This window comes from Streptomyces silaceus, from assembly GCF_001419745.1.
GTDB lineage: Bacteria > Actinomycetota > Actinomycetes > Streptomycetales > Streptomycetaceae > Streptomyces > Streptomyces silaceus.
On the sequence record NZ_LIRJ01000131.1, the window covers coordinates 1 to 23,692 of the forward strand.

The 23,692-nt window shown below is 70.4% G+C and carries 25 protein-coding genes; 20 read left to right on the top strand and 5 right to left on the bottom strand.

The features are described from left to right. Positions 1-23 precede the first annotated feature (23 nt). Positions 24-1,193, top strand: coding sequence for an imidazolonepropionase (gene hutI / locus AOK22_RS14125; RefSeq protein WP_063795254.1), 1,170 nt, complete (start codon positions 24-26; stop codon positions 1,191-1,193). Positions 1,194-1,268: 75 nt separating this feature from the next. Here the strand turns inward: hutI and AOK22_RS14130 are convergent, their stop codons facing one another. Continuing rightward, positions 1,269-2,210, bottom strand: a complete 942-nt coding sequence (locus AOK22_RS14130) for an RNA polymerase sigma factor SigF (RefSeq protein WP_425264026.1) — start codon at positions 2,208-2,210, stop codon at positions 1,269-1,271. Positions 2,211-2,448: 238 nt separating this feature from the next. On the opposite strand from AOK22_RS14130, the gene AOK22_RS14135 reads away from it, so the two are divergent. From AOK22_RS14135 to AOK22_RS14160, 6 genes are all read left to right on the top strand, one after another. Continuing rightward, positions 2,449-2,817, top strand: coding sequence for an STAS domain-containing protein (locus tag AOK22_RS14135; protein ID WP_055698981.1), 369 nt, complete (start codon positions 2,449-2,451; stop codon positions 2,815-2,817). 268 nt (positions 2,818-3,085) lie between these two features. Beyond that, positions 3,086-3,595 (top strand): ATP-binding protein, encoded by a 510-nt coding sequence (locus AOK22_RS14140; RefSeq protein WP_055698982.1) that lies wholly within the window; start codon positions 3,086-3,088, stop codon positions 3,593-3,595. A gap of 292 nt (positions 3,596-3,887) precedes the next feature. Next, complete coding sequence (locus AOK22_RS14145; RefSeq protein ID WP_055698983.1) at positions 3,888-4,634, top strand: LPXTG cell wall anchor domain-containing protein; 747 nt, start codon at positions 3,888-3,890, stop codon at positions 4,632-4,634. A 56-nt stretch (positions 4,635-4,690) separates the two neighbouring features. Further along, positions 4,691-5,674 (top strand): hypothetical protein, encoded by a 984-nt coding sequence (locus tag AOK22_RS14150; RefSeq protein ID WP_055698984.1) that lies wholly within the window; start codon positions 4,691-4,693, stop codon positions 5,672-5,674. 5 nt (positions 5,675-5,679) lie between these two features. After that, entirely contained in the window at positions 5,680-7,011 is a 1,332-nt protein-coding gene (locus AOK22_RS14155) for a hypothetical protein (protein ID WP_244164784.1), read from the top strand. After that, entirely contained in the window at positions 7,008-8,393 is a 1,386-nt protein-coding gene (locus AOK22_RS14160) for a hypothetical protein (protein WP_244164786.1), read from the top strand. Before AOK22_RS14155 ends, AOK22_RS14160 begins: the two co-directional genes overlap by 4 nt. Before the next feature lie 73 nt (positions 8,394-8,466). Here AOK22_RS14160 and AOK22_RS14165 read toward each other — a convergent pair whose 3' ends face one another. Together AOK22_RS14165 and AOK22_RS14170 are read right to left on the bottom strand one after the other, a co-directional pair. Then, on the bottom strand, positions 8,467-9,294 hold the full coding sequence (locus AOK22_RS14165; RefSeq protein ID WP_063795256.1) for an alpha/beta hydrolase: 828 nt from the start codon (positions 9,292-9,294) through the stop codon (positions 8,467-8,469). Positions 9,295-9,407: 113 nt separating this feature from the next. After that, positions 9,408-10,895 carry a peptide MFS transporter gene (locus tag AOK22_RS14170; RefSeq protein WP_055698986.1) on the bottom strand — a complete coding sequence of 496 codons (1,488 nt, stop codon included), beginning with the start codon at positions 10,893-10,895 and terminating at the stop codon, positions 9,408-9,410. A gap of 471 nt (positions 10,896-11,366) precedes the next feature. Between AOK22_RS14170 and AOK22_RS14175 the strand changes: the two genes are divergently transcribed. Both AOK22_RS14175 and AOK22_RS14180 read left to right on the top strand, forming a co-directional pair. After that, complete coding sequence (locus AOK22_RS14175; RefSeq protein ID WP_055567988.1) at positions 11,367-12,044, top strand: response regulator transcription factor; 678 nt, start codon at positions 11,367-11,369, stop codon at positions 12,042-12,044. 123 nt (positions 12,045-12,167) lie between these two features. Next, a complete protein-coding gene (locus tag AOK22_RS14180) occupies positions 12,168-13,436 on the top strand; it encodes an ATP-binding protein (protein ID WP_055698987.1) in 1,269 nt (422 codons plus the stop codon). A gap of 46 nt (positions 13,437-13,482) precedes the next feature. On the opposite strand, the gene AOK22_RS14185 is transcribed toward AOK22_RS14180, so the two are convergent. Next, positions 13,483-13,992 (bottom strand): GtrA family protein, encoded by a 510-nt coding sequence (locus AOK22_RS14185; protein WP_055698988.1) that lies wholly within the window; start codon positions 13,990-13,992, stop codon positions 13,483-13,485. Positions 13,993-14,235: 243 nt separating this feature from the next. Between AOK22_RS14185 and AOK22_RS14190 the strand changes: the two genes are divergently transcribed. The 10 genes from AOK22_RS14190 (at position 14,236) to AOK22_RS14235 (ending at position 20,599) form a co-directional block, all read left to right on the top strand. After that, entirely contained in the window at positions 14,236-15,354 is a 1,119-nt protein-coding gene (locus AOK22_RS14190; protein WP_244164788.1) for a 5-(carboxyamino)imidazole ribonucleotide synthase, read from the top strand. Beyond that, positions 15,351-15,896, top strand: coding sequence for a 5-(carboxyamino)imidazole ribonucleotide mutase (purE, locus tag AOK22_RS14195; protein WP_055698990.1), 546 nt, complete (start codon positions 15,351-15,353; stop codon positions 15,894-15,896). Before AOK22_RS14190 ends, purE begins: the two co-directional genes overlap by 4 nt. A gap of 17 nt (positions 15,897-15,913) precedes the next feature. Beyond that, entirely contained in the window at positions 15,914-17,107 is a 1,194-nt protein-coding gene (locus AOK22_RS14200; protein WP_055698991.1) for a dipeptidase, read from the top strand. Positions 17,108-17,534: 427 nt separating this feature from the next. Beyond that, on the top strand, positions 17,535-17,753 hold the full coding sequence (locus AOK22_RS14205) for a hypothetical protein (protein WP_425264027.1): 219 nt from the start codon (positions 17,535-17,537) through the stop codon (positions 17,751-17,753). After that, on the top strand, positions 17,734-18,270 hold the full coding sequence (locus AOK22_RS14210) for a DUF6879 family protein (RefSeq protein ID WP_237773117.1): 537 nt from the start codon (positions 17,734-17,736) through the stop codon (positions 18,268-18,270). The genes AOK22_RS14205 and AOK22_RS14210 overlap by 20 nt, the downstream gene beginning before the upstream one ends. Further along, positions 18,254-19,111 carry a helix-turn-helix domain-containing protein gene (locus tag AOK22_RS14215; protein ID WP_237773118.1) on the top strand — a complete coding sequence of 286 codons (858 nt, stop codon included), beginning with the start codon at positions 18,254-18,256 and terminating at the stop codon, positions 19,109-19,111. Before AOK22_RS14210 ends, AOK22_RS14215 begins: the two co-directional genes overlap by 17 nt. Positions 19,112-19,149: 38 nt before the next feature. Further along, on the top strand, positions 19,150-19,446 hold the full coding sequence (locus tag AOK22_RS14220) for a hypothetical protein (RefSeq protein ID WP_157872236.1): 297 nt from the start codon (positions 19,150-19,152) through the stop codon (positions 19,444-19,446). Between the two features lie 87 nt (positions 19,447-19,533). Then, a complete protein-coding gene (locus AOK22_RS14225) occupies positions 19,534-19,752 on the top strand; it encodes a hypothetical protein (protein ID WP_055698995.1) in 219 nt (72 codons plus the stop codon). A 91-nt stretch (positions 19,753-19,843) separates the two neighbouring features. Beyond that, positions 19,844-20,335 (top strand): hypothetical protein, encoded by a 492-nt coding sequence (locus AOK22_RS14230; RefSeq protein ID WP_055698996.1) that lies wholly within the window; start codon positions 19,844-19,846, stop codon positions 20,333-20,335. Positions 20,336-20,380: 45 nt separating this feature from the next. Further along, a complete protein-coding gene (locus tag AOK22_RS14235) occupies positions 20,381-20,599 on the top strand; it encodes a DUF7848 domain-containing protein (protein ID WP_055698997.1) in 219 nt (72 codons plus the stop codon). A gap of 398 nt (positions 20,600-20,997) precedes the next feature. Here the strand turns inward: AOK22_RS14235 and AOK22_RS14240 are convergent, their stop codons facing one another. Then, positions 20,998-22,155, bottom strand: a complete 1,158-nt coding sequence (locus AOK22_RS14240) for an acyl-CoA dehydrogenase family protein (protein WP_055698998.1) — start codon at positions 22,153-22,155, stop codon at positions 20,998-21,000. 177 nt (positions 22,156-22,332) lie between these two features. On the opposite strand from AOK22_RS14240, the gene AOK22_RS14245 reads away from it, so the two are divergent. After that, a complete protein-coding gene (locus tag AOK22_RS14245; RefSeq protein WP_055698999.1) occupies positions 22,333-23,676 on the top strand; it encodes a UDP-glucose dehydrogenase family protein in 1,344 nt (447 codons plus the stop codon). Positions 23,677-23,692 lie beyond the last annotated feature (16 nt).

A 23,692-nucleotide genomic window follows, 5' to 3' on the forward strand; every position in this document is an offset into this window, starting at 1 on the left:
GCCCGCCCCTCCCCGGAGAAGCCATGACGACCACCCTCATCACCAACATCTCCAGCCTCGTCACCAACGACCCGGCCCAGGGCGACGGAACCCCCCTCGGTCTCGTCGAGAACGCCGCCGTCGTCCTCGACGGCGACACGATCGCCTGGGTGGGCCCGGCCGCGAAGGCCCCGTCGGCGGACGAGTCCCACGACGCGGGCGGCCGAGCCGCGATCCCGGGCTTCGTCGACTCGCACTCCCACCTCGTCTTCGCCGGTGACCGCACCCAGGAGTTCAACGCCCGCATGTCGGGCCGCACGTACTCGGCGGGCGGCATCCGTACGACGGTCGCCGCGACCCGCGCCGCCACGGACGCCGAGCTGGAGGCGAACGTCGTCCACTACCTCGCCGAGGCCCTCCGCCAGGGCACGACGACGTTCGAGACGAAGTCCGGCTACGGCCTCACCACCGAGGACGAGTCCCGCGCCCTGCGCATCGCGGCGGCGCACACGGACGAGGTGACGTACCTGGGCGCCCACATCGTCTCCCCGGACTACGCGGAGGACCCGGCCGCGTACGTCGAACTCGTCACCGGCGAGATGCTCGACGCCTGCGCGCCGCACGCCCGCTGGATCGACGTCTTCTGCGAGAAGGGCGCGTTCGACGGCGACCAGGCCCGCGCGATCCTCACGGCCGGCAGGGCGAAGGGCCTGCACCCCCGCATCCACGCCAACCAACTCACCTACGGCCCCGGCGTCCAGCTCGCCGTGGAGCTGGACGCGGCCTCGGCCGACCACTGCACGCACCTCACCGACGAGGACGTCGACGCCCTGGCGAACAGCTCCACGGTGGCGACCCTCCTGCCCGGCGCCGAGTTCTCCACGCGCGCCCAGTGGCCGAACGCCCGCCGCCTCCTGGACGCGGGCGCCACGGTCGCCCTCTCCACGGACTGCAACCCCGGCTCGTCGTTCACGTCCTCGGTCCCCTTCTGCATCGCCCTCGCCGTACGGGACATGGGCATGACCCCCGACGAGGCGATCTGGTCGGCGACGGCGGGCGGCGCGGCGGCCCTGCGCCGCACGGACGTGGGCACGCTCCGCGAGGGCGCCCGCGCGGACCTCTCCCTCCTGAACGCCCCGAGCCACGTCCACCTGGCCTACCGGCCGGGCGTTCCGCTGGTGAGCGCGGTGTGGCAGCGGGGCGTACTGCGGTGAACGACGGTGGGCGTCCCCTCGGCAACCGAGGGGACGCCCACCGTCGTTGTCACGCCCGGGGCTCGCGGACCGAGGTCACTCCTCGACCGTCAGACCCTTTCTGAGGCGGACGAGGGTCCGCGAGAGCAGTCGGGAGACGTGCATCTGCGAGATGCCGAGCTCGTCGCCGATCTCCGACTGCGTCATGTTGGCGACGAAGCGCAGCGCGAGGATCTTCCGGTCGCGCGGCGGGAGTTCGGCGATCAGCGGCTTCAGGGACTCGACGTACTCGATGCCTTCGAGGCCGTGGTCCTCGTAGCCGATGCGGTCCGCGAGAGCGCCCTCGGAGTCGTCCTCCTCGGGCTGGGCGTCCAGGGAGCTGGCCGTGTAGGCGTTGGACGCCGCCATGCCTTCGACGACCTCGTCGTTGGAGATGCCCAGGCGCTCGGCGAGCTCGCCCACCGTGGGGGCGCGATCGAACTGCTGGGCGAGTTCGTCGCCCGCCTTGGCGAGGTCCAGTCGGAGTTCCTGCAGGCGGCGCGGGACCCGCACCGACCAGCTGGTGTCGCGGAAGAAGCGCTTGATCTCACCGACGATCGTCGGCATCGCGAAGGTCGGGAACTCGACCCCGCGGCTGAGCTCGAACCGGTCGATCGCCTTGATGAGGCCGATCGTGCCGACCTGGATGATGTCCTCCATCGGTTCGCTGCGCGAGCGGAACCGGGAGGCCGCGAACTTCACCAGGGCGAGGTTCAGCTCGACCAGGGTGTTGCGGACGTACGCGTACTCGTGCGTGCCTTCCTCGAGGGACTCGAGGCGCCCGAAGAGGGTCTTGGACAGGGCCCGCGCATCCAGCGGCCCCACCTCGTCGTACGGCGGGATCTCGGGAAGGTCGTGGAGCCCTTCCAGGGCGTCCGGAGCCGGCTGCGGCTCCTGGGCAGGACCCGGGATCTCGATTGCGGAGCGGTTCGGCGGGGGTGTCGACGTCGCTTGGTCAGTGCGCGATTCGTCGAGCCGGGGTGACATGGTGTCCTCCATCGTTCTCGGCATATGGCTGCCGATGCCAATACGTGCACTGCGGTGTGCGGCGCCTCCAAAGCCGTCCGTGTCGATTGCGGTCCCTTCTACCCCTACCCGCTTCCGTACACGGGTCGCAAGTGCGTTCTGCGGTGAAATGTCCGAATTCGGGGGGATGTTCGGGTACCCCAGGACGTTCGGAAGGCGTAATGTTCAGGGGCGTCATCAACAGCCACGACGGTCGGAAGAGAGTGACGGCATGGACCGCGGGACGGTCGGCAGTGCACACAGGGGCCGGCTTCTGGTCGAGGTGCGGAAAGAGGGCACGAGTGCCGTTGTGACCCCGGCGGGTGAGTTGGATCACCACACCGCCGATCTGTTGCGGGAGCCGCTGGAAAGCTGCCTCGCGGAGGGCTACGCGCGGCTTGTCGTGGACTGTTCGCGTCTGGAGTTCTGTGATTCCACCGGACTCAATGTGCTCCTCGGGGCCCGGCTGAAGGCCGAGGCCGAGGGGGGCGGTGTCCATCTGGCCGGGATGCTGCCGGTGGTGGCCCGGGTCTTCGAGATCACCGGCGCGGAGGCGGTCTTCACCGTTCACGAGACGCTCGAAGCGGCTCTCGCCGACTGAACCCATGACGGTCACACGCGAAAGTTACGCGTCAGTTGTCACTGCGTGACCAGGGCGTTACCAGAGTCACACGGACCGTCCGGAACAAGTGGGTGTTCTCACGGTTCGGCCGGGCAGGAGAGACCTGGATCCGTCCACAGCGATCCTCAAGTCAACAGTCAGAACGGCAAGCAGCCGATGTCCTCTACTCGCCCAGAGTTCCCTACTCGCCCAGAGTCCCCTACTTGTCCAGAGTCCTCAGTCCTCCTGTCGGTGAGGTGAAGCGCTGATGAGCACCACCCGGCCTTACTCGCCGGGCGACCGCGGCCCGGAGTCCGAGGCCGCCGTCGCGGACGCTCCCGCGGACCAGGTCTCCGGGGTGCCCGCGGCTCGGCAGATCCGCAGGCTGAGCCTGAACGGCGCGAGCGGCATCGTTCCGCTCGCCCGGGACTACACGCGCCAGGCGCTGCACGCCTGGGGCTGGCTCCCCGCGGACAGCGCCGACCGCAGGGCCGCCGCCGAGGACGTGCTCCTGGTGGTGTCCGAGCTCGTCACCAACGCCTGCCTGCACGCCGAGGGCCCCGACGAGCTCTGGCTCTCCTGCGACGGCAAGGTGCTGCGCATCGAGGTGTCCGACCGCGGCACGGGCCAGCCGGCGCCGCGCACCCCGCACCGCGCCGGGCGCCCCGGCGGGCACGGGATGTTCATCGTCCAGCGGCTCTGCCTGGACTGGGGCGTCGTCCGTACGCCCGGTGTCACGGGCAAGACCGTCTGGGCGGAGCTGGGCGCGCCCGCGTAGGCGGAGCCCCTCCCGAGTGCCCGCGCGGGGCTCGTGCCGCGCGGAGCCCCGAGTGCCCCGAGGCCGTCGGCCCGGGGTCGGGCCGGTGGTGCCTGTTCGCGACAGGCCTTGGGCCACGGCTGTTACCCACGGTTCGCACGCGCGCCGGATCATCACGGATCCGGCGCGTCCTTTGTCTTCCCTCGACAAGGCCCCGGGCGTACCTTGAGCGCCCAATCTGATGTGCCGTCAGTAATACAGCGTTACTCCGCACCGCGGCACGCCACGACGACCGGCATGAGGGGATCACGAGGTGTCGTACAAGAAATCGGCCGCGCTCGCGCTTGCCACCGCCCTGGCCGGCGGCTCCGCGGTGCTGATGGCCGCCCCTGCCGCGCAGGCCACCGTCCAGGACGTCAACTACCAGTGCAAGACGCCCATCGGGAACAAGGGTGCCGTCTCGCCGATCGACATCAAGAGCGTCAAGAGCGGCAGCGGCTACAAACTCACCATGTCCTTCCAGAAGGGCGTCTCCTCCAGCCCCGTCGAGCTCGGCAAGGGCGCGATGAAGCCAAGTGCGGTGATCAAGCTGGGCGGCGCGGAGAGCGGCACGGTGCCGGTCTCCGGGGCGCCGAACTCCGAGGCGATCCCCGCCAACACCCCCATCAAGATCAGTGACCTGTCGGGCACGTACACGCCCAAGAAGAGCGGCAAGGTCACCTTCACGGCCGGGGTCCTCACGATCAAGGCGCTCGGCACGACCACCACGTGCACGCCGTCCAACAACCCCAAGCCGTCCCTCGAACTCGACGTCAAGGGCTCCGGCGGTTCCGGTGGCTCGGGCGGCTCCGGCTCCGGCGGTTCCGACGCGGGCTCCGGCGGTACGTCGGACGGGTCCGGCGGATCGAACAGTGCCCCCTCCGGCGGCGAGGAACTCCCGCAGACCGGCCCCGCGGACTCCGCGATCGCGCTCGGCACCCTCGGCGGCACCGTGCTGCTCGCGGGCGCGGCGGGCGCGCTCTGGCTGACCCGCAGGAACCAGGCGGCGCGCTCGCGGTAGCGGGCACCGCAGGAACCCCGCGCCACAGCGTCAGGACCGACGATCAGGAGCCGCCGATGCCGCCGAAGCCGCCGACGACGTCCTCCGCACGGGCCGCCCTGGTCGCGCTCGCCCTGGTGGCGGCGGCCGCGACCCCCGCGTACGCGGACGGCGGCGGCTCCGAGCGGTGGTCCGCCGCGCCCTCCTCGGGCGGCGGCACGCGCCCCGCGAAGGACGGGCGGCCCTACTTCTACGCCGAGGGCACCCCGGGCACGGTGCTCCAGGACACCTTGTCCGTCACCAACCCGGGGCCGAGGCCCCGCACGGTCGCGCTGCGGGGCGCGGACGCGGACAACACCGGCTCCGGCGCGTTCTCGCTCACCCCGGCCAAGGGGAAGCCGGAGGACACCGGGGCGTGGATCACCTTCGCGAAGAAGCGGGTGACGGTGCCGGCGCGCACCCGCGCCGAGGTGCCGTTCACCCTGACGGTGCCGGCGGGCGCGCTGCCCGGCGACCACCCCGGGGCGATCGTCGCGAGCAGCGGCGGCCACACGGTGGGCGTGCGCGTGCACCTGCGGGTCGGCGGGCCGACCCTGTCGGCGCTCACCGTGGAGCGCGTGAGGGTCGACGAGGACGCCGGGCGCATCACGTACGACCTGGTCAACCGCGGCAACACCGTGCTGACCCCGAAGCTGGCCGTCCACGCGGAGGGCGTCTTCGGCACGCTCGTCGACCGGCCCGCGCGCACCCTGCCGGTCGAGCTGCTGCCCGGCCGCCGCGTCTCCCTGACCGAGCCGTGGCCGGACGCCCCCGCGTTCGACGCGGCCGACGTGCGGCTCACGGCCACGGCGGCGGGCGGGGCGCGGGACACGGCGAAGGCCTCGCACCGCTTCGTGCCGTGGGGCGCGGTGGCGGGCGGTGCGGCCCTGCTCGCCGCCGCCGCGGCCGCCGCGTACCGCCTCGTACGCCGCCGGAGACGGGACGCGGCCGCGCCGCCGGAGAGCGAAGAGCAGGACGTGGCACGGGAGTTGGCGACCGCTGGGACGGGAGAGGTCCGGTGAACGGCATGTGGGCAGACCGGTCGGGCGGGGCGCCGGGGGAGCGCGGCGGCGGGCGAGGGCGCGGGGCGCGCCGTGCGGCGGGTCTGGCGGCGGCGGTGGCGGCGGTGCTCGCCTGGGCGCTGCTGCCGCAGGGGATCGCGTCGGCAGCGCCGGGTGTGTCGGGTCCGTCGGGCGCGGTCACGGTGTCCGGCTCCACCGCGGCGTCGGCGTCCGCCGTGTCCACCACGGCGTCGGCGTCCGCCGCCCGGACCTCCGTCGCCGACAAGCCCACGGTCACCCTCTCCAAGTCCCAGGCGGGCAAGGGGGGTTCCGTCACCGTCAAGGGCGCCGGGTGGCGGTCCAAGTCGTTGCTCATGATGCTGGTCTGCGGTCAGGCGACGCCCGCCAAAGGGGTCGTCGGCGGGACCAACTCCTGCGCGAACTCCGAGGGGCTCGCCGTCACCACGGACGCCGACGGCGCCTTCAGCAAGAAGCTCCCCGTGGCCGAGCCGCCCAGGCCCTGCCCCTGCGTCGTCCACGTCGCGACCGTGACGGGCGAGAAGGCGCAGGTCGACGCCGTCCTGAAGGTCGCGGGCCACCCCGTGAAGGCGCTGCCCGCACAGGCCACGGGCGGCAAGCTCTCCGTCCTGACGGACACCCGGCTCGACGGCTCCAGCGGGCTCCTGACCTGGTTCGGCGCCCCGCCGCAGCGCACGCTCGTCTTCACGGTCGGCAACGTCGGCTCGGCCCCCGTCAAGAACCCCGTCTTCCAGGTCGGCACCTCCCACGGCGTGTTCGCCCCGCAGTGGGAGGAGCAGCAGTGGCGCGGCACCCTGGCCCCCGGCAAGAAGGCGCAGATCGAGCTGCCGGTGGAGCTGTCGGCGGGCGCGCACGGCGACTACCTGGTCTCGCTGAAGTTCGGGGGCAAGGTCCTCGCCGAGCAGCCGTGGGGCGTGGGCCGCCCCTGGGGCGTGACGCTCTTCTGGATCCTGCTCTGCGTCGTCGTGCCCGCGGCCGTCTTCCGCGTCGGCATGGCGATCGTCGACCGGCTCCGCCCGCACCGGCGCCGCACCGCGCCCTCCGGCCGCCACCGCGGCGGACGCCTCTCCGAACTCGCCGGGAGGATCCCGAGGCTGCGGCTCCCGCAGGGCGCGCTCGCGGCGGACGAACAGGCGAGGACGTCCCGCACCTCCCGCGCACCTCGCACGAAATCCTCGGGCACCCCCGGCACCGGCGGCTCCGGCACGACGGACTCGACCGCCTCCCTGCCGTGGTTCACGCCCGACACCGACCCCGGCGCACCCGCAGGCCGGCTCTCCGCACCGTCCGACAACAGTCCGACGAAAGGAAACACGTGATCACGCATCGACGGAGAGCCGGCACGGCCTCGGTCGCGCTTCTGCTCGGCGGCGCGGGCATCCTGCTGACCGCCGGGCCCGCCGAGGCCGCCGACGTCGCGTACAAGACGGAGTGCGTCCCCCCGGCGATCTCGGGTCTGCCGCCCGTGCAGGGCACCACCAAGGTGGAGATCACCGCGCCCGCCACGGCGAAGGTGGGCGACGAGGTCGACGTCGTGTGGAAGACGACGCAGGCCGCGTCGAAGAACCCCGACGTGCTCGACCTGGACGAGAACACCGTGAAGCCGACCGGCACCATCAAGCTGGGCGGCGGCCAGAGCGGTGAGCTCACGCTGGAGGGCGAGCGCAAGAACCCGCCCATCAAGAAGAACAGCCCCATGATCCTCTCGGACATGAAGGGCAAGCTGAAGCTGACCGCCGCGGGCGAGGTGACGCTCACCCCGGACGCGTACAGCATCAACGTCAGCAAGCCGATCTCGACCGACACCAAGTGCGCGCCGAAGGAGCAGGTGGCGGCGGGCGCGACGATCAAGGTGACGGCGGGCGGCGGCAGTTCGGGCGGCAGTTCGGGCGGCACGGGCGGCACAGGAGGTACGGGCGGCACGGGTGGCAGTACGTCGGGTGGTTCGACCGGCGGCACGTCCGGCGGCTCCTCCGGCGGTACGTCCGGCGGCAGCGACGGCGGCACCACGGGTGGCGGCGACGGGCAGACCGACTTCCCCGGCAAGGAGGTCCAGACGCCCTACAAGTGCAAGACGCCCATCGGCGACAAGGAAGCCACCTCGCCCGTCCAGATCAACGCCAAGAAGGAAGGCGGCAGTTACGGCCTGACCGTGCAGTTCAAGAAGGCCGTGATGGACAGCCCCGCCGACATCCCGGCGGACTCCGTGAAGCCGTCGATGGAGGTCGTGCTGGGCGGCGCGGACAAGGGCACCGTGCACGTCGAGGGCCCGACCAACAAGGAGCCGATCAAGTCCGGCGACCCGATGACAATCCCCGACCTGACCGGCACCTACAAGCCGGGCGCCGACGGCAAGTCGACGCTGTCGCCGGGTGTCCTGACGGTCAAGGCGCTGGGCACGACCACGACGTGCACGCCCGACAAGCCGGCGGTCTCCCTGGAGATCGACACGAAGGCCCAGCCGGGCGGCGCGTCCGGCGGCTCCGGCGCGGCCGGCGGTTCCGCGGGCGGCTCGGACACGGGCGGCTCCACGGGGGGCACCGCCACGGGTGGCGGCTCCGCGTCCGGCGGTGGCCTCGCGGACACGGGCGCCGAGGACAACGGAGCACTGCGGGCGCTGGGGCTGGTCGCCGGGACGGTGATCCTGCTCGGCGGGGCGGTCTTCACGTTCCTGCCGAAGCGGCGGCGCGGACTGCGGTAGCTCGCTGCCGCAGGGCGTGCGGCGCGGGGAACCGGGCGGGCCCGTCGTGGCCGACCGCACAGATCCCCGCGCCTCAGGCATGCCGCAGAAGCCACTCCCGTACGTCCCGTGCCATCCCCCGCGACCGCAGCAGCGGGCCCCCGTGGGCGGACCCCCGCACCGTCCGTACCGTCACGTCGCGCAGCCCCTCCCTGTGCTGCGCGACCGCGAGGTCGGCCGAGTGGACCGGGGGGACGAAGTCGTCCGCCGAGTGGACCAGGAACAGCGGGGCGTCGTCCGGGCCGGAGGCGTGGGAGACGACGGCGAGGTCGCCCCACCGCTCCCGGCAGAGCCGCCCCGCACGGTCCGGCGCGCACCCGGCGAGCCGCTCGGCGGCCCGGCGCAGCTCACGCCGCTCGGCGGACGCCCCGGGCCGCGCGCCGTCCGTCCAGGCGCGGTGGGGCGAGGCCACGGGGGAGAGGGCGACCACGCCCCGCACCCGCGAGCGCCCCGCCCCGTAGGAGCCCGCCTGGAGGGCCAGGTGCCCGCCCGCCGAGGAGCCGAGCACCAGGGGCCGCCGCCCGGCCTCCCGCCGGCTGACCCACCGCAGCGCCGCGAGCACGTCGTCGCGCTGCGCGGGCCAGACCGCGTCCGAGGTCAGCCGGTAGTCGGTGTCGTACACGGTGAAGCCACGGGCCGCGAACCACCGCGCCCACCCGCTCCAGTCGGTGTCCTTGGACCAGTAGCCACCGTGCAGGATCACGAGCGGGATGCCCCCCTCGCCGTACACGGTGACGTTCTGCCGGGGATGGCCTCCGTACGCGAAGAACCGCCCGGACGGCGGCCCGGGAGCGGCCTCGACGACCGCCCCGGACGACAGCAGCGCCCCGCACAGGGCCAGGGTGAGCAACGCACGACGCATGGCCAGATGGTCCACCGGCGGGCCGTCCGCCTCCCGCAGAAACGCCAAGAGCCACCGCACCGGGTGGTGCGATGGCTCTCGGTTCGAGCCGGGCGGGGCCCGGCCGGGTCACGTCAGTGGACGTCGCCCATGAGCTCCTTGACCCGCCTGCGGTACATGTACACCGCGACACCGGCCAGGACCGCGAGCGCGGCCTCGGCGGCCACGACCCCCGTCTTGTTCAGGTCGACGCCGTACGTCGAGAGCAGACCGGCGATCGCGTCACCGGCGGTCACGGCGAGGAACCAGACACCCATCATCTGGGAGCCGTACTTCGCCGGGGCCATCTTCGTCGTGACCGACAGGCCGACCGGGGAGATGCAGAGCTCACCGACGGTCTGGCAGAAGTAGATCAGGACGAGCCACCAGGGGCTGACCTTGCCGTCGCCCGAGGCCGTCAGCGGCAGCAGGAAGACGAAGAAGGAGATACCGGTCAGGACCAGGCCGACGCCGAACTTGACGACGGTGTTCGGCTCACTGCCCTTGCGGTTCAGGTACAGCCACAGCCAGGCGGCGACGGGAGCCAGCGCCATGACGAGGACCGGGTTGATCGACTGGAACCAGGAGACCGGGAACTCCCAGCCGAAGACGCTGGTGTCGGCGTGGTCCTTGGCGAACAGGGCCACGGTCGACGCGCCCTGGTCGTAGATCATCCAGAAGACCGCGGCGGCGACGAAGAACCAGATGTAGCCGGAGACCTTGGACTGCTCGGTGGCCGTCAGTTCCTTGTCGCGCTTGATGCGGCCGAGCACGACGATCGGCACGATCAGGCCGATGAGGAGCAGCGGGACGGTCGCCCAGGTCAGCGTGTAGGTGCCGGTGCCGACCACGATCGCGTAGAAGACCACCGCGACGAGCAGCCAGATCATGGCCTTCTTCAGCGTGGCGGCGCGCTCGGCGGCGCTCAGCGGCTTCGGCACGATGTCGGACTTCTCCGACAGGTGGCGGCTGCCCAGCAGGAACTGGACCAGACCGAACGCCATGCCGAGCGCGGCGAGCGCGAAGCCGAGGTGCCAGTTGACGCTCTCGCCGATCGTGCCGATGGTCAGCGGAGCGAAGAAGGCGCCCAGGTTCACGCCGATGTAGAAGACGGTGAAGCCGCCGTCACGGCGCGGGTCGGTCGGGCCGTTGTAGAGGTGGCCGACCATCGTCGAGATGTTGGCCTTCAGGAGGCCGGATCCGAGGGCGACGAAGAGCAGACCGAGATAGAAGGTCGCGTCGGAGGGCAGGGCCAGGATGAGGTGGCCGAGCACGATGACGGAGGCCGCGATGGCCGTCGTCTTGCGCGGGCCCCAGACACGGTCGCCGAACCAGCCGCCGGGCAGGCAGAGCAGGTACACCGTCGACATGTAGACGGAGTAGATGGCGACTGCCGTGCCCGCGTCCAGGTTCAGCCCGCCGGGGGCGACCAGGTACAGCGGGAGGAGGGCGCGCATGCCGTAGTAGGAGAACCGCTCCCACATCTCGGTCATGAACAGAGTGGCCAGTCCGCGGGGGTGGCCGAAGAAGGTCTTCTCGGAGCCAGGGGTACTGGCGGAGTCCTTCGTCAGGCTGGACGCCATGGGTCGATCCTCGTGGGTTCGGGACGCGCGGCAGGAGCGTGTGCGCGCCCGGTGGGGGGCGGTCGGCACCGTCGTCGTACGTCCAGACCCCACGCCCAGGGGTTGATCACCCCCGCAGGAGGAGGTGAAGGACGGCGACTCCGGGATCCACACCCTGGGCGCTTCCTCGCGCGCAGGGCCCGACCACAGGTCATTCCTTTCAAGGCTGGCCGAGGCCAGCCCGCACATAAAAGAGACCTAAGGCGCGCACAGCGGGCCATAGGTCCTTGAGTAGTGCATCAGGCGTTGGGTCACCATACGACACGTCAGGGATGCATATGGAAGGACTTGAGACATGGATCACAGGTGTCGCTGCAACCAACGGCACACATTCAAAGGTGTTTCACAGAATCGCTTCCCATAGCCGCAGGCTCCGACCTCCACTGTGCGATCACCGCACGCCTGTTGTCCACCGCGGACTACCATCACCCCATGACCCGTGTACTGCTCGCCGAGGACGACGCGTCCATCTCGGAGCCGCTGGCCCGCGCCCTGCGCAGGGAGGGTTACGAGGTCGAAGTGCGTGAGGACGGCCCGACCGCTCTCGACGCCGGACTGCAGGGCGGCGTCGACCTGGTCGTACTGGACCTGGGGCTGCCCGGCATGGACGGCCTGGAGGTGGCCCGCAGGCTGCGGGCCGACGGGCTCACGGTGCCGATCCTCATCCTGACCGCGCGCGCCGACGAGGTGGACACCGTCGTCGGCCTGGACGCCGGCGCCGACGACTACGTGACCAAGCCGTTCCGCCTCGCCGAACTGCTCGCCCGGGTGCGGGCCCTGCTCCGGCGCGGCGCCACCGAGCCCAAGGAGGCCCCGGCCACCCACGGCGTGCGGATCGACGTCGAGTCGCACCGCGCGTGGATGGGCGACGAGGAACTCCAGCTCACCGCGAAGGAGTTCGACCTCCTGCGGGTCCTGGTGCGCGACGCGGGCCGCGTCGTCACCCGCGACCAGCTGATGCGGGAGGTCTGGGACACGACGTGGTGGTCGTCGACCAAGACGCTCGACATGCACATCTCCTGGCTCCGAAAGAAGCTGGGCGACGACGCGGCGAACCCCCGGTACATCGCGACGGTACGGGGCGTCGGTTTCCGCTTCGAGAAGAGCTGAGCCGAGCCCCGTAAGGGGTGCGGGGAGCCACCGGCGGGCCCGAGGACGGAGCCGCGCCCGCCGGTGGCTGATCGCGCGGCTCCCCGCGCCCCTTACGGGCCGCCCGCACGGGACACTGAGTACATGCGCCGCCGATTGATCAACAGCACCCTCGCCGTCGTCCTCGTGGTGATCGCCGTCTTCGGGGTGAGCCTCGTCATCGTCGAGACGAGGACCATCAGCAGCAGCGCCCAGGAACGCGTCGACTCCGAGGCCCTGCGCCTCGCCAGCATCGTGGACAGCCGGCTGATCAGCGACGAGCGGATCACCGGAGCCGTCCTGAGCGACCAGGTCGCCGGCGACCGGTACGCCCGCATCGACATCCCGGGCCGCGCCCCCATCGAGATCGGCGACCGCCCCGAGGGCGACGTCATCAGCGCCACCCGCCCCGGCGAGCAGGGCGAGAAGGTCACCGTCGAGGAGCCGAAGGCCGCCGTCACCCGCGAGGTCGGCCGCACCCTGCTGATCATCGCCGCCGTGGCGCTGCTCGCCATCGTCGCCGCCGTGCTCCTCGCCGTACGCCAGGCCAACCGTCTCGCGTCCCCGCTCACCGACCTCGCCGAGACCGCGGAGCGCCTCGGCTCCGGCGACCCGCGGCCCCGGCACAAGCGGTACGGGGTGCCGGAGCTGGACCGCGTCGCCGACGTCCTGGACTCCTCGGCCGAGCGCATCGGGCGCATGCTGACCGCCGAGCGGCGCCTGGCCGCCGACGCCTCGCACCAGCTGCGCACGCCCCTCACCGCGCTCTCCATGCGCCTGGAGGAGATCACCGTCACCGACGAGCTGGACACGGTGAAGGAGGAGGCGACGATCGCGCTGGCCCAGGTCGAGCGGCTCACCGACGTCGTGGAGCGCCTGCTGACCAACTCCCGCGACCCGCGCACCGGCTCCGCGGTCTCCTTCGACCTGGACGAGGTGATCAAGCAGCAGCTGGAGGAGTGGCGCCCGGCCTACCGCAGCGCGGGCCGCGCGATCGTCAGCTCGGGCAAGCGGCACCTGGAGGCCGTGGGCACGCCGGGCGCGGTGGCGCAGGTGCTGGCCGCGCTGATCGAGAACTCCCTGATGCACGGGGGCGGCACGGTCGCGCTGCGCACCCGCGTCACCGGCAACCAGGCGGTCATCGAGGTCACGGACGAGGGCCCCGGCGTCCCGGCCGACCTGGGCGCGCGGATCTTCGAGCGGACGATCAGCGGCCGCAACTCGACGGGAATCGGCCTCGCGGTCGCCCGGGATCTGGCCGAGGCGGACGGCGGCCGCCTGGAGATGCTCCAGACGATGCCGCCCGTCTTCGGCCTCTTCCTGTCGCGTACGCACCCGTCGCGGAGCGCGGAGGAGACGCAGACGGTCCGGTGAGCGCCGGACCGGCCGGGGCGGAGGCCGGGCGGGCCAGGGCGCGGCGTCAGTTCGCGCGGCGCGCCACGGGCCGCTCGTCCGAGTCCTCCAGGAACGATTCGGCATGGGCGACGGCCTCACGGGCGGGCAGCGCCTTGAAGACCCAGGTGCGGTACGACCAGAAGCGGAAGAGCGTCGCGATGCCCATGCCGAGGAACTTGAAGAAGTTCGCCTGCAGCCTGCCGTCCCAGCCGAACCAGTACGTCGCCGCGTAGAGCACGCCGTTCTCGATCACCAGGCCGACCGCGCTGAACAGCAGGAAGAGCGTGAGCTCCTTGGTGCGGCCGCTCTTGTCGCGGTCGCGGTACGTGAAGTAACGGAACCCCACGTAGTTGAAGACGATGGCGACGACCGTCGCGATCACGCTGGCCCGCACCACGTGCAGGTCCGTGACGTGCCGCACGAGGTTGAAGACGCCGAAGTTGACCAGGGTCCCGACCGCTCCCACGGCACCGAACTTGGCAACTTCGCGTGCCAGCTGGTCCAGCCGCACCCGCAGTGCGCCCCGCTCCGTCATGGTGGTCGCCCCAGCCCCCGTCGATTCGTACCGGCTGTTCGCCGGTCGTGTACGTGCCGACGGATTGGTGTTTCGGTCGTGTCGACCCCGCCATGCTAACCAGCGGGCATCTCCCGCGCGCGGGGGCGCCCGGACACTGTGGCGCCGCTGTGACAGGAGCGGCCCGAAGCCGAGGGATCCGGCCGTTCCCGGGTGGCCGATACCGGCCGATACCCTGGGGGTGTGACGTTCCCGGTAGTCGGCATGGTCGGCGGCGGTCAGCTCGCCCGCATGACCCACGAGGCGGGCATCCCCCTCGGCCTCAAGTTCAAGCTCCTCAGTGACACCCCACAGGATTCCGCGGCGCAGGTCGTCGGCGATGTCGTCATCGGCGACTATCGCGACCTCGACACGCTGCGTGACTTCGCGCGGGGCTGCGACGTGATCACCTTCGATCACGAACACGTACCCACCGAGCACCTCAGGGCCCTGGAGGCGGACGGCATTCCCGTGCGCCCGGGGCCCGACGCGTTGGTGCACGCCCAGGACAAGGGGGTGATGCGCGAGAAGCTCACGTCGATCGGTGTGCCGTGTCCGCGCCACCGGATCGTGGAGGACCCGGCCGACGTGGCCGCCTTCGCGGCCGAGGGCGACGGTTTCCCGGTGATCCTGAAGACGGTGCGTGGCGGATACGACGGAAAGGGGGTGTGGTTCGTACGTTCCGTCGAGGACGCCGAAGATCCCTTCCGGGCCGGTGTCCCGGTCCTCGCGGAGGAGAAGGTCGACTTCGCGCGCGAACTGGCGGCGAACGTCGTCCGCTCGCCGCACGGCCAGGCCGTCGCGTACCCCGTCGTCGAGTCCCAGCAGGTCGACGGCGTCTGCGACACGGTGATCGCCCCGGCGCCCGGCCTGGACGAGGCCCTGGCGGGCGAGGCGCAGGAGCTGGCGCTGCGCGTGGCCAAGGAACTCGGCGTCGTCGGCCACCTCGCGGTCGAGCTCTTCGAGACCCGTGACGGCCGCATCCTGGTCAACGAACTCGCGATGCGCCCGCACAACTCGGGCCACTGGACGCAGGACGGCGCGATCACCTCGCAGTTCGCCAACCACGTCCGCGCCGTGCTCGACCTGCCGCTCGGCGACCCGCGTCCGCGCGCCCCGTGGACGGTCATGGCGAACGTCCTCGGCGGGGACTACCCCGACATGTACGCCGCGTACCTGCACTGCATGGCCCGCGACCCCCAGCTCAAGATCCACATGTACGGCAAGGACGTGAAGCCCGGCCGCAAGGTCGGTCACGTGAACACCTACGGCGACGATCTGGACGACGTGCTCGAGCGCGCCCGTCACGCAGCCGGCTACCTCAGAGGAACGATCACCGAATGAGTACGTCCCCCGTGTCCCCGGTCGTCGGCATCGTCATGGGCTCCGACTCGGACTGGCCCGTCATGGAGGCCGCGGCCAAGGCCCTCGACGAGTTCGAGGTCCCCTTCGAGGTCGACGTCGTCTCCGCGCACCGCATGCCGCACGAGATGATCGCGTACGGCGAGCAGGCGGCCGACCGCGGCCTCAAGGCGATCATCGCGGGCGCGGGCGGCGCGGCCCACCTGCCCGGCATGCTCGCCTCGGTGACCCCGCTGCCGGTGATCGGCGTGCCCGTCCCGCTGAAGTACCTCGACGGCATGGACAGCCTGCTCTCCATCGTGCAGATGCCGGCCGGTGTCCCGGTGGCGACGGTCTCGGTCGGCGGCGCGCGCAACGCGGGCCTGCTCGCGGCCCGCATGCTGGCGGCGCACGACGCCGAACTCCTCTCCCGCATGCGGGACTTCCAGCAGGAGCTGAACGACCAGGCGACGGAGAAGGGCAAGCGTCTGCGCGCCAAGGTCGAGGGGGCGGGTTCCGGATTCGGTTTCGGTTCGGGGAAGTGACCGGCACAGTGACGGGTATGACGCATCCCGAGAAGCTGGAAGAAGCACGTTCGCTGCTCGCCGAGTTCCCCGTGGTCGACGGCCACAACGACCTGCCGTGGGCGCTGCGCGAGAAGGCCGGTTACGACATCGACCGCCTCGACATCGCCGCCGACCAGAGCGGCCGCCTGCACACCGACATCGCCCGCCTGCGCGCGGGCGGCGTCGGCGCCCAGTTCTGGTCGGTGTACGTCCGCACGGACCTGTCCGGCGACGCCGCGGTCAGCGCGACCCTCGAACAGATCGACTGCGTCGAGCAGTTGCTGACGCGCTATCCGGCGGACCTCGGCCGTGCGCTGACGGCGGCCGACATGACGAAGGTCCGGGGCGAGGGCCGCGTGGCGTCCCTGATGGGGGCCGAGGGCGGCCACTCGATCAACAACTCCCTGGCCACGCTGCGGGCGTTCCACACGCTCGGCGTCCGCTACATGACGCTCACGCACAACGACAACATCGCGTGGGCGGACTCGGCGACGGACGAGCCGGGGGTCGGCGGTCTCTCGCCGTTCGGCCACGAGGTCGTGCGCGAGATGAACCGCGTCGGCATGCTTGTGGACCTCTCCCACGTGGCGGCGACGACGATGCGGGCGGCCCTGGACACCTCCGTGGCGCCGGTGATCTTCTCGCACTCGTCCTCGCGCGCGGTCTGCGACCATCCGCGCAACATCCCGGACGACGTCCTGGAGCGGCTGCCGGCCAACGGCGGTGTCGCGATGGCGACGTTCGTGCCGAAGTTCGTCCTCCAGGCGGCGGTCGACTGGACCCTGGCCGCGGACGAGAACATGCGCGCCCACGGCTTCCACCACCTGGACACGACGCCGGAGGCGATGAAGGTCCACGAGGCCTTCGAGGAGCGCACCCCGCGCCCCGTCGCGACGACCGCCACGGTCGCCGACCACCTCGACCACATGCGCGAGGTGGCGGGCATCGACCACATCGGCATCGGCGGCGACTACGACGGCACGGCGTTCACCCCGGCCGGCCTCGACGACGTCGCGGGCTACCCGAACCTGATCGCGGAACTCCTGACCCGCGGCTGGTCGAAGCCCGACCTGGCCAAGCTGACGTGGCAGAACGCGGTACGGGTACTGGGCGCGGCGGAGGACGTGGCGAGGGACGTGCAGTCCCGCAGGGGCCCGTCGGTGGCGACGCTGGAGCAACTGGACGGCTAGTTCTCGTTCCCTGCTTGCATACGTCGATGGGGTGCCGCCCGGCCGGGCGGCACCCCATCGACGTATGCACTCGCCTGCGGTTACGGCAGGTTCCGCGCCATCACGATGCGCTGAACCTGATTCGTGCCCTCGTAGAACTGTGTGCTTCACGGAGAACATGGCCCTGAGCTGGGGAGGAAGCCCATCTGCGGGGTGCCTCCCCAGCATTTCCCCATGATCACGGAAGCGTCGACCGGGCCTCACCTGGGCATACCTCTGGTCATGCGCCTTTCGCCGTGAGTGCCACTCCCACCCCAGGTCAGCGGCTGTATGCCGGTGACTCGGACCAGCCAAGTTATGCGAGTACGTGACTAGAGGCTCGCCGGTCTTGTGGCGCGGGTAAGACGCTCCGTAGCTTGCTGACCACACCAGGCCGGAGGGGGTCTCAGTGGACGAACTACACATGATCGCGGGCGGACCGTGCAGGAGCGGTGACGACGACAAGTGCGGCAACGGCGACTGTCCGACCGTGTACGAGACGGCGGAGCCCGGGATGTTGGCCATCCAGGGGTACGACGTGGACCGGCTGACACCCGAGGGGGAATCGGTGGTCCTGATCCCTGAGGAGACCCTGAAGGAGGCGGCCCGTGCCCGTGGATGGCTCTAGCCCGATCCTCCTGGACGGCGACGAATGGCAGTCGCACTTCCGGGACTTCAAGCACTCCGCGTTCCGCTTGGAGGTCCACCAGACGTACACCATGCCCGCCGAGGCGGAGACGGTCCGTGCGTTCCTGGCCGGGGAGCCCATGCCGGAAGGGTTCAATGCCTCGTGGCATGACCTGATCCGGAAACACACTGCGGCCGGGCGCAGGATGACGCGGGCCAAGATCGTTCGACAGCCGCTGACCGACTACAGCCGCTACCTGTTTGAGTGGTGCATCCCTGGCAATGTCGCGGCCGGGGAGAACTACCAGACAGTTGATTTGACCGACGGCGCGAACCCCGGCCTCCCGGAACAGGATTTCTGGCTGTTCGACGAGACCACAGTTGTCCATCTGAACTACCGCGACGACGGAACACAGATCAACCGTGAACTGATCCAAGACCCCGATATCAGCAAGTACCTTGCATGGCGGGATCTAGCACTCGAAAGCGCAGTTCCCTTCAGTGCCTATCGAACCTGACACGCAGACACAGGAGCGCAAGGATTTGGCTGAGGCTCTTCGGAGCCTCCGTCGCGCTGCTGGTTTGAGCGGTGAACGGCTGGCTGCTCGCTGCAACATGAGCCAGACAAAGGTCAGTCGAATCGAGACCGGCCGTGCATTGCCGACCGTCATGGATGTCGAGCGCATCCTGAAGGCCCTTGCGGTTCCTGTTGAAGTGGCTGACGAGATACTGCGGCTCGCCCGCAGGGCGAACGTGGATTACGCGTCCTGGCGGGCCTACGCCCGTGTCGGCATGCACCAGAAGCAAGCAGAGTTGAAGGCTCTGGAGTCTTCCTCACGGGTGATGAGGCACTTCCTGCCTGCCATCCCCACGGGCCTACTCCACGTACGGGACTACGCCACCGCCACTCTGACGCCCACCATCGAGAGCGACCCGGCCCGCGACGTGGCCAGGGCCGTGAACGCCCGCATGGAGCGACAGAAGGTCCTGGATGACACCTCGCGGTCGTTCTACTTCCTGATGACCGAGCAGGCTGTCATGTGGCGGCGTGCGTCCTCGGAGGTCATGGCTGCACAGTGTGTGCACATGGCGAAGGTGAACCAGAAGCCGAACGTGCACTTGGGTGTCATTCCGCAGTCCGCCGAGGTTCCCGGCACCCCCATGAATATCTTCGTCGTCTACGACGATCGCCTGGTCACGGTCGAACTCTTCTCCGGGGAAGTCGTTCAGAGGGACCCCCGAGACATATCCCAGCACCTTGGTCTGTTTAACCTGTTCTGGGAGCACGCCCTCACGGGTGAGGCCGCCACGGCATTCCTCACCGATTCCGCTCAGGCATTTATGCGTCATCGTAACTAGCGATTCCGCCAAGGCCTTTGGGCCCTGATGATGGACTCATGGCGAGCAGCGAGGAACCGCAGCAACGGGGTTGGAGACTCGATCCGATTCCCAGTCGTCAGGCCTGCAGGGGCGACGACGGATTCATTCGTGTGCCCATGTGGATTGCCCGGGACGGCAAGCACGTTGCGGACACCGAAATGGTTCTGTTGCCTACGGAGGCCGCGTTGTTGAGCGAGCACCTGACCGAGGCTCTCGCCGGTTCCCTCTCGATCATGCAGGAGCTGTTTCACGGCGATGCCCTGGCGGAAGGGCCGGGCGTCACGGTGGTTTCCAAGCTCCGGCACTCGGCCTGAGACAGCACCCTCCCCCATCACTTCCGCCCGGCACGGGCGGAGGACAGTCCTGCCCTGGGACTGTCGGACACTCAGGAAGGCACCGCGATGACCGACCTGTACGCGCTCCCCATCCCCGAGACCGCCGTGTTCAACAAGGCCTGCGGCGGGCCCTGCACCGAAGGGTGCGTCACCCTCACCAGGATCGGTGAGGACGCGTGGGCCCTGGGCGACAGCAAGAACCCCGCCATGTCGCCTCTGCGCTTCACCGGCGAGGAACTGAACGCCGCCGGTATCGACCCGGCCCGCTTCACCGTCTCGGCCTGACGGTCTCCCCTTATCCGACCGGTCTCCGTCCCCCTCCGACAGGCGGGGACCGGTCGGATTCCACTCCCTTGCACCCCGAAGGGGACCAGCAGTGCGCCACCACCATGGGTATCTGTGGACGGGATCGAAGCAACGGCTCGACCAGGAAGGCCACAGACGGCCCCCACACCCCGATCCGCCGCCCCCGCCGCTCGGCGGCGACGACGACACGGACGGGATCAAGCTCAACCAGCGCTATCGGGAAGCCGCGGCAGACTTCCGCTCCGGCGACCTGCCCCCGATGGAAACGGCCCGCTGGCTCACCAAACCCCGTGACCTTGTCCGGGGCACGTGGGGAGAGCCCAAGGAAGCCGCCGAGTGGCTCGGTGAACAACTCGCCGAGTACGCCCCTCGGTTCATGTCCGAGTCCGACCGTGACAGCACCTTCCTCGCGCTCCTGGTCAACACTGCGGCCGAACGCCTGAGCTGGGGCGGAGATGTCTCCCACGGGTTCTACCTCGAACGGCCCGCGTATCTCTCCTTGGCCTTGGTGCGCTGCTCCCCGAACCGTGCCGCTCCCGAACTGGTCTGCCCGATGCGGTAGCCGCACACCGACACCCGCCCGAGTCTGAGGAGAGAGCACGTCACGATGGCCCACACAGTCATGCGTTACGAGAAGCACCGGATCACCCAGCAGCCCAACACCGACGTGACCCTTGAGGCCAAGTGCCTTACCTGCGGCTGGGAGGCCTCCCCCTCGGCGGACGGCGCGGCTGTGGACGTCGAGTGCATGAGCCACACCGGCCGGACCCAGCATGCGCGGTTCAAGCGCCTGTGCACGTCGGTGGCCTTCGTCGAACGGGCGTAGCCTCAAAGCAAAGAAGCCCCGGCCCATTTCGGGTCGGGGCTCTTGTGCGGGTTGGTTAGAGCAGTGCCCGGAAGGGGCTGGCGTCGAGACCGGTACTACATCTTCGAGGGGGTCGAGCAGCGCGGGCGGGCAGCCATCGCATCGATGCTGATGCCCGGCGCGGACGACCCCACCGAAGGGCAGGCGGAAGTCGCCTGAGAGAGCCCATGCGAACGGCCCCCGGCAGAGTGCCGGGGGCCGCTGCGTTTGTGCAGGTGGGAGGCGGTCTCCCGCCCAGCGTCAGCCCAGGATTTCCCCAGCGTGACGCCCATGATCGGCCCGAAACGGTCCCGAACGGACCGGAAGCCGATCACAGCCCGCGAGCCATCGAAAATGGCCGCTGACCTGTGAAAACCCAGTTACGGCAGGTTCCGCGCCATCACGATGCGCTGAACCTGATTCGTGCCCTCGTAGATCTGCGTGATCTTCGCGTCCCGCATCATCCGCTCGACGGGATAGTCACGGGTGTACCCGTACCCGCCGAGAAGCTGGACCGCGTCCGTCGTGGCCTCCATGGCGACGTCGGAGGCGAAGCACTTCGCCGCCGCGCCCAGGTAGGTCAGGTCGGCGTCACCCCGCTCGGAGGCCGCGGCGGCCTGGTAGGTCAGCGCGCGGGCGGCCGAGATCTTCATGGCCATGTCCGCGAGCATGAACTGGATGCCCTGGAAGTCGGCGATCGGCTTGCCGAACTGCTTGCGCTCCTTGACGTACCCCTTGGCGTAGTCGAGGGCGCCCTGCGCGATGCCGAGGGCCTGCGCCGCGATCGTGATGCGGGTGTGGTCCAGGGTCTTCATCGCGGTCGCGAACCCCGTGCCCTCCTCGCCGATCATGCGGTCCGCGGGGATGCGGACGTTGTCGAGGTAGACCTCGCGGGTCGGGGAGCCCTTGATGCCGAGCTTCTTCTCCGGGGCGCCGAAGGAGACGCCCTCGTCGCCCTTCTCCACCACGAAGGCGCTGATGCCCTTGGAGCGCTTCTCCGGGTCGGTGACGGCCATCACCGTGTAGTACTCGGAGACGCCGGCGTTGGTGATCCAGCGCTTCACGCCGTTGAGCACCCAGAAGTCGCCGTCGCGCACGGCCTTGGTCTTCATGCCCGCCGCGTCCGAACCGGCGTCCGGCTCGGAGAGGCAGTAGGAGAACATGCCCTCGCCCTTGGCCAGCGGGGTCATGTACTTCTTCTTCAGCTCCTCGGAGCCGGAGAGGATGACGGGCAGCGAGCCGAGCTTGTTCACGGCGGGGATCAGCGAGGAGCTGGCGCAGACGCGGGCCACTTCCTCGATGACGATGACGGTCGCGAGGGCGTCGGCGCCCGCGCCGCCGTAGCTCTCCGGGACGTGCACGGCGTGCAGGTCGTTGGCGACCAGCGCGTCATGGGCCTCCTGCGGGAAGCGGGCCTCCTCGTCCACCGCGGCGGCGAACGGCGAGATCTTCGCCTCGGCCAGCGAACGGATCGCGTCCCGGAGCATGTCGTGCTCCTCGGACGGGCGGTACAGGTCGAAATCAGCCGATCCGGCCAAGGTGTCTCACGCTCCCATGACGCTAACTACCGTTAAGTAACCCAAATTTTAGTGGCCGCTCCCTCACGAGGGATACGTGAGCTTGGCGACAGCGGGAATCGTGCCCGGTGAGCGGCCCCGGCACGCCCGACTATGCTCGGGCAGCGCATCACAGACCTCCCATCCCTGGAGCACCGCATGGCCCTCAAGATCACCGTGATCGGTACCGGCTATCTCGGCGCCACGCACGCCGCGGCCATGGCCGAGCTGGGCTTCGAGGTGCTCGGCCTGGACGTCGTCCCCGAGAAGGTGGAGATGCTCCAGCGGGGCGAGGTCCCGATGTACGAGCCCGGCCTTGAGGAACTGCTGCGCAAGCACGTCGCCGGGTTCGAGGGCTCCAGCGGCCGGCTGCGCTTCACGATGGACCCGGCCGAGGTCGCCGCGTTCGGCGACGTCCACTTCGTCTGCGTGAACACCCCGCAGAAGCACGGCGAGTACGCCTGCGACATGTCCTACGTCGACAGCGCGGTCGAGTCGCTGGCCCCGCACCTCACCGGGCCGTGCCTGGTCGTCGGCAAGTCCACCGTGCCGGTCGGCAGCGCGGACCGCCTCGCCGCGCGTCTCCTGGAGCTCGCCCCGGCGGGCGAGGAGGCCGAGCTGGCCTGGAACCCGGAGTTCCTGCGCGAGGGCCTCGCCGTGCAGGACACGCTGCACCCCGACCGGATCGTGGTCGGCGTGCGCAGCGAGCGCGCGGAGAAGCTGCTGCGCGAGGTGTACGCGACCCCGATCGAGGAGGGCTCGCCCTTCGTCGTCACGGACTTCCCGACCGCCGAGCTGGTGAAGACCTCCGCGAACTCCTTCCTGGCCACGAAGATCTCCTTCATCAACGCGATGGCGGAGGTGTGCGAGGCGGCCGGCGGCGACGTCGTGAAGCTGGCGGAGGCGCTCGGGCACGACGACCGGATCGGGAAGAAGTTCCTGCGGGCCGGGATCGGCTTCGGCGGCGGCTGCCTGCCCAAGGACATCCGTGCGTTCATGGCGCGGGCGGGCGAGCTGGGCGCGGACCAGGCGCTGACGTTCCTGCGCGAGATCGACTCGATCAACATGCGCCGGCGCGGCCAGATGGTCGAGATGGCGCGCGAGGCGCTGGGCGGCGGGTCCTTCCTGGGCAAGCGGGTCGCGGTGCTCGGCGCCACGTTCAAGCCCGACTCGGACGACGTCCGCGACTCCCCGGCGCTGAACGTGGCCGGGCAGATCCACCTCCAGGGCGGCCAGGTCACGGTGTACGACCCCAAGGGCATGGCCAACGCCCGCCGGCTCTTCCCCACCCTCGGGTACGCGGAGAGCGCGCTGGACGCGGTCCGGGGCGCGGACGTCGTCCTGCACCTGACGGAGTGGCGCGAGTTCCGCGAGCTCGACGCGGCGGCGCTGGCCGCCGTGGCCGAGTCGCCGGTCGTCCTGGACGGCCGCAACGCCCTGGACCCGGCGGTCTGGCGGGCGGCCGGCTGGACGTACCGCGCGATGGGCAGGCCCGCGGCCTAGCCGCTGCGCCACGGGC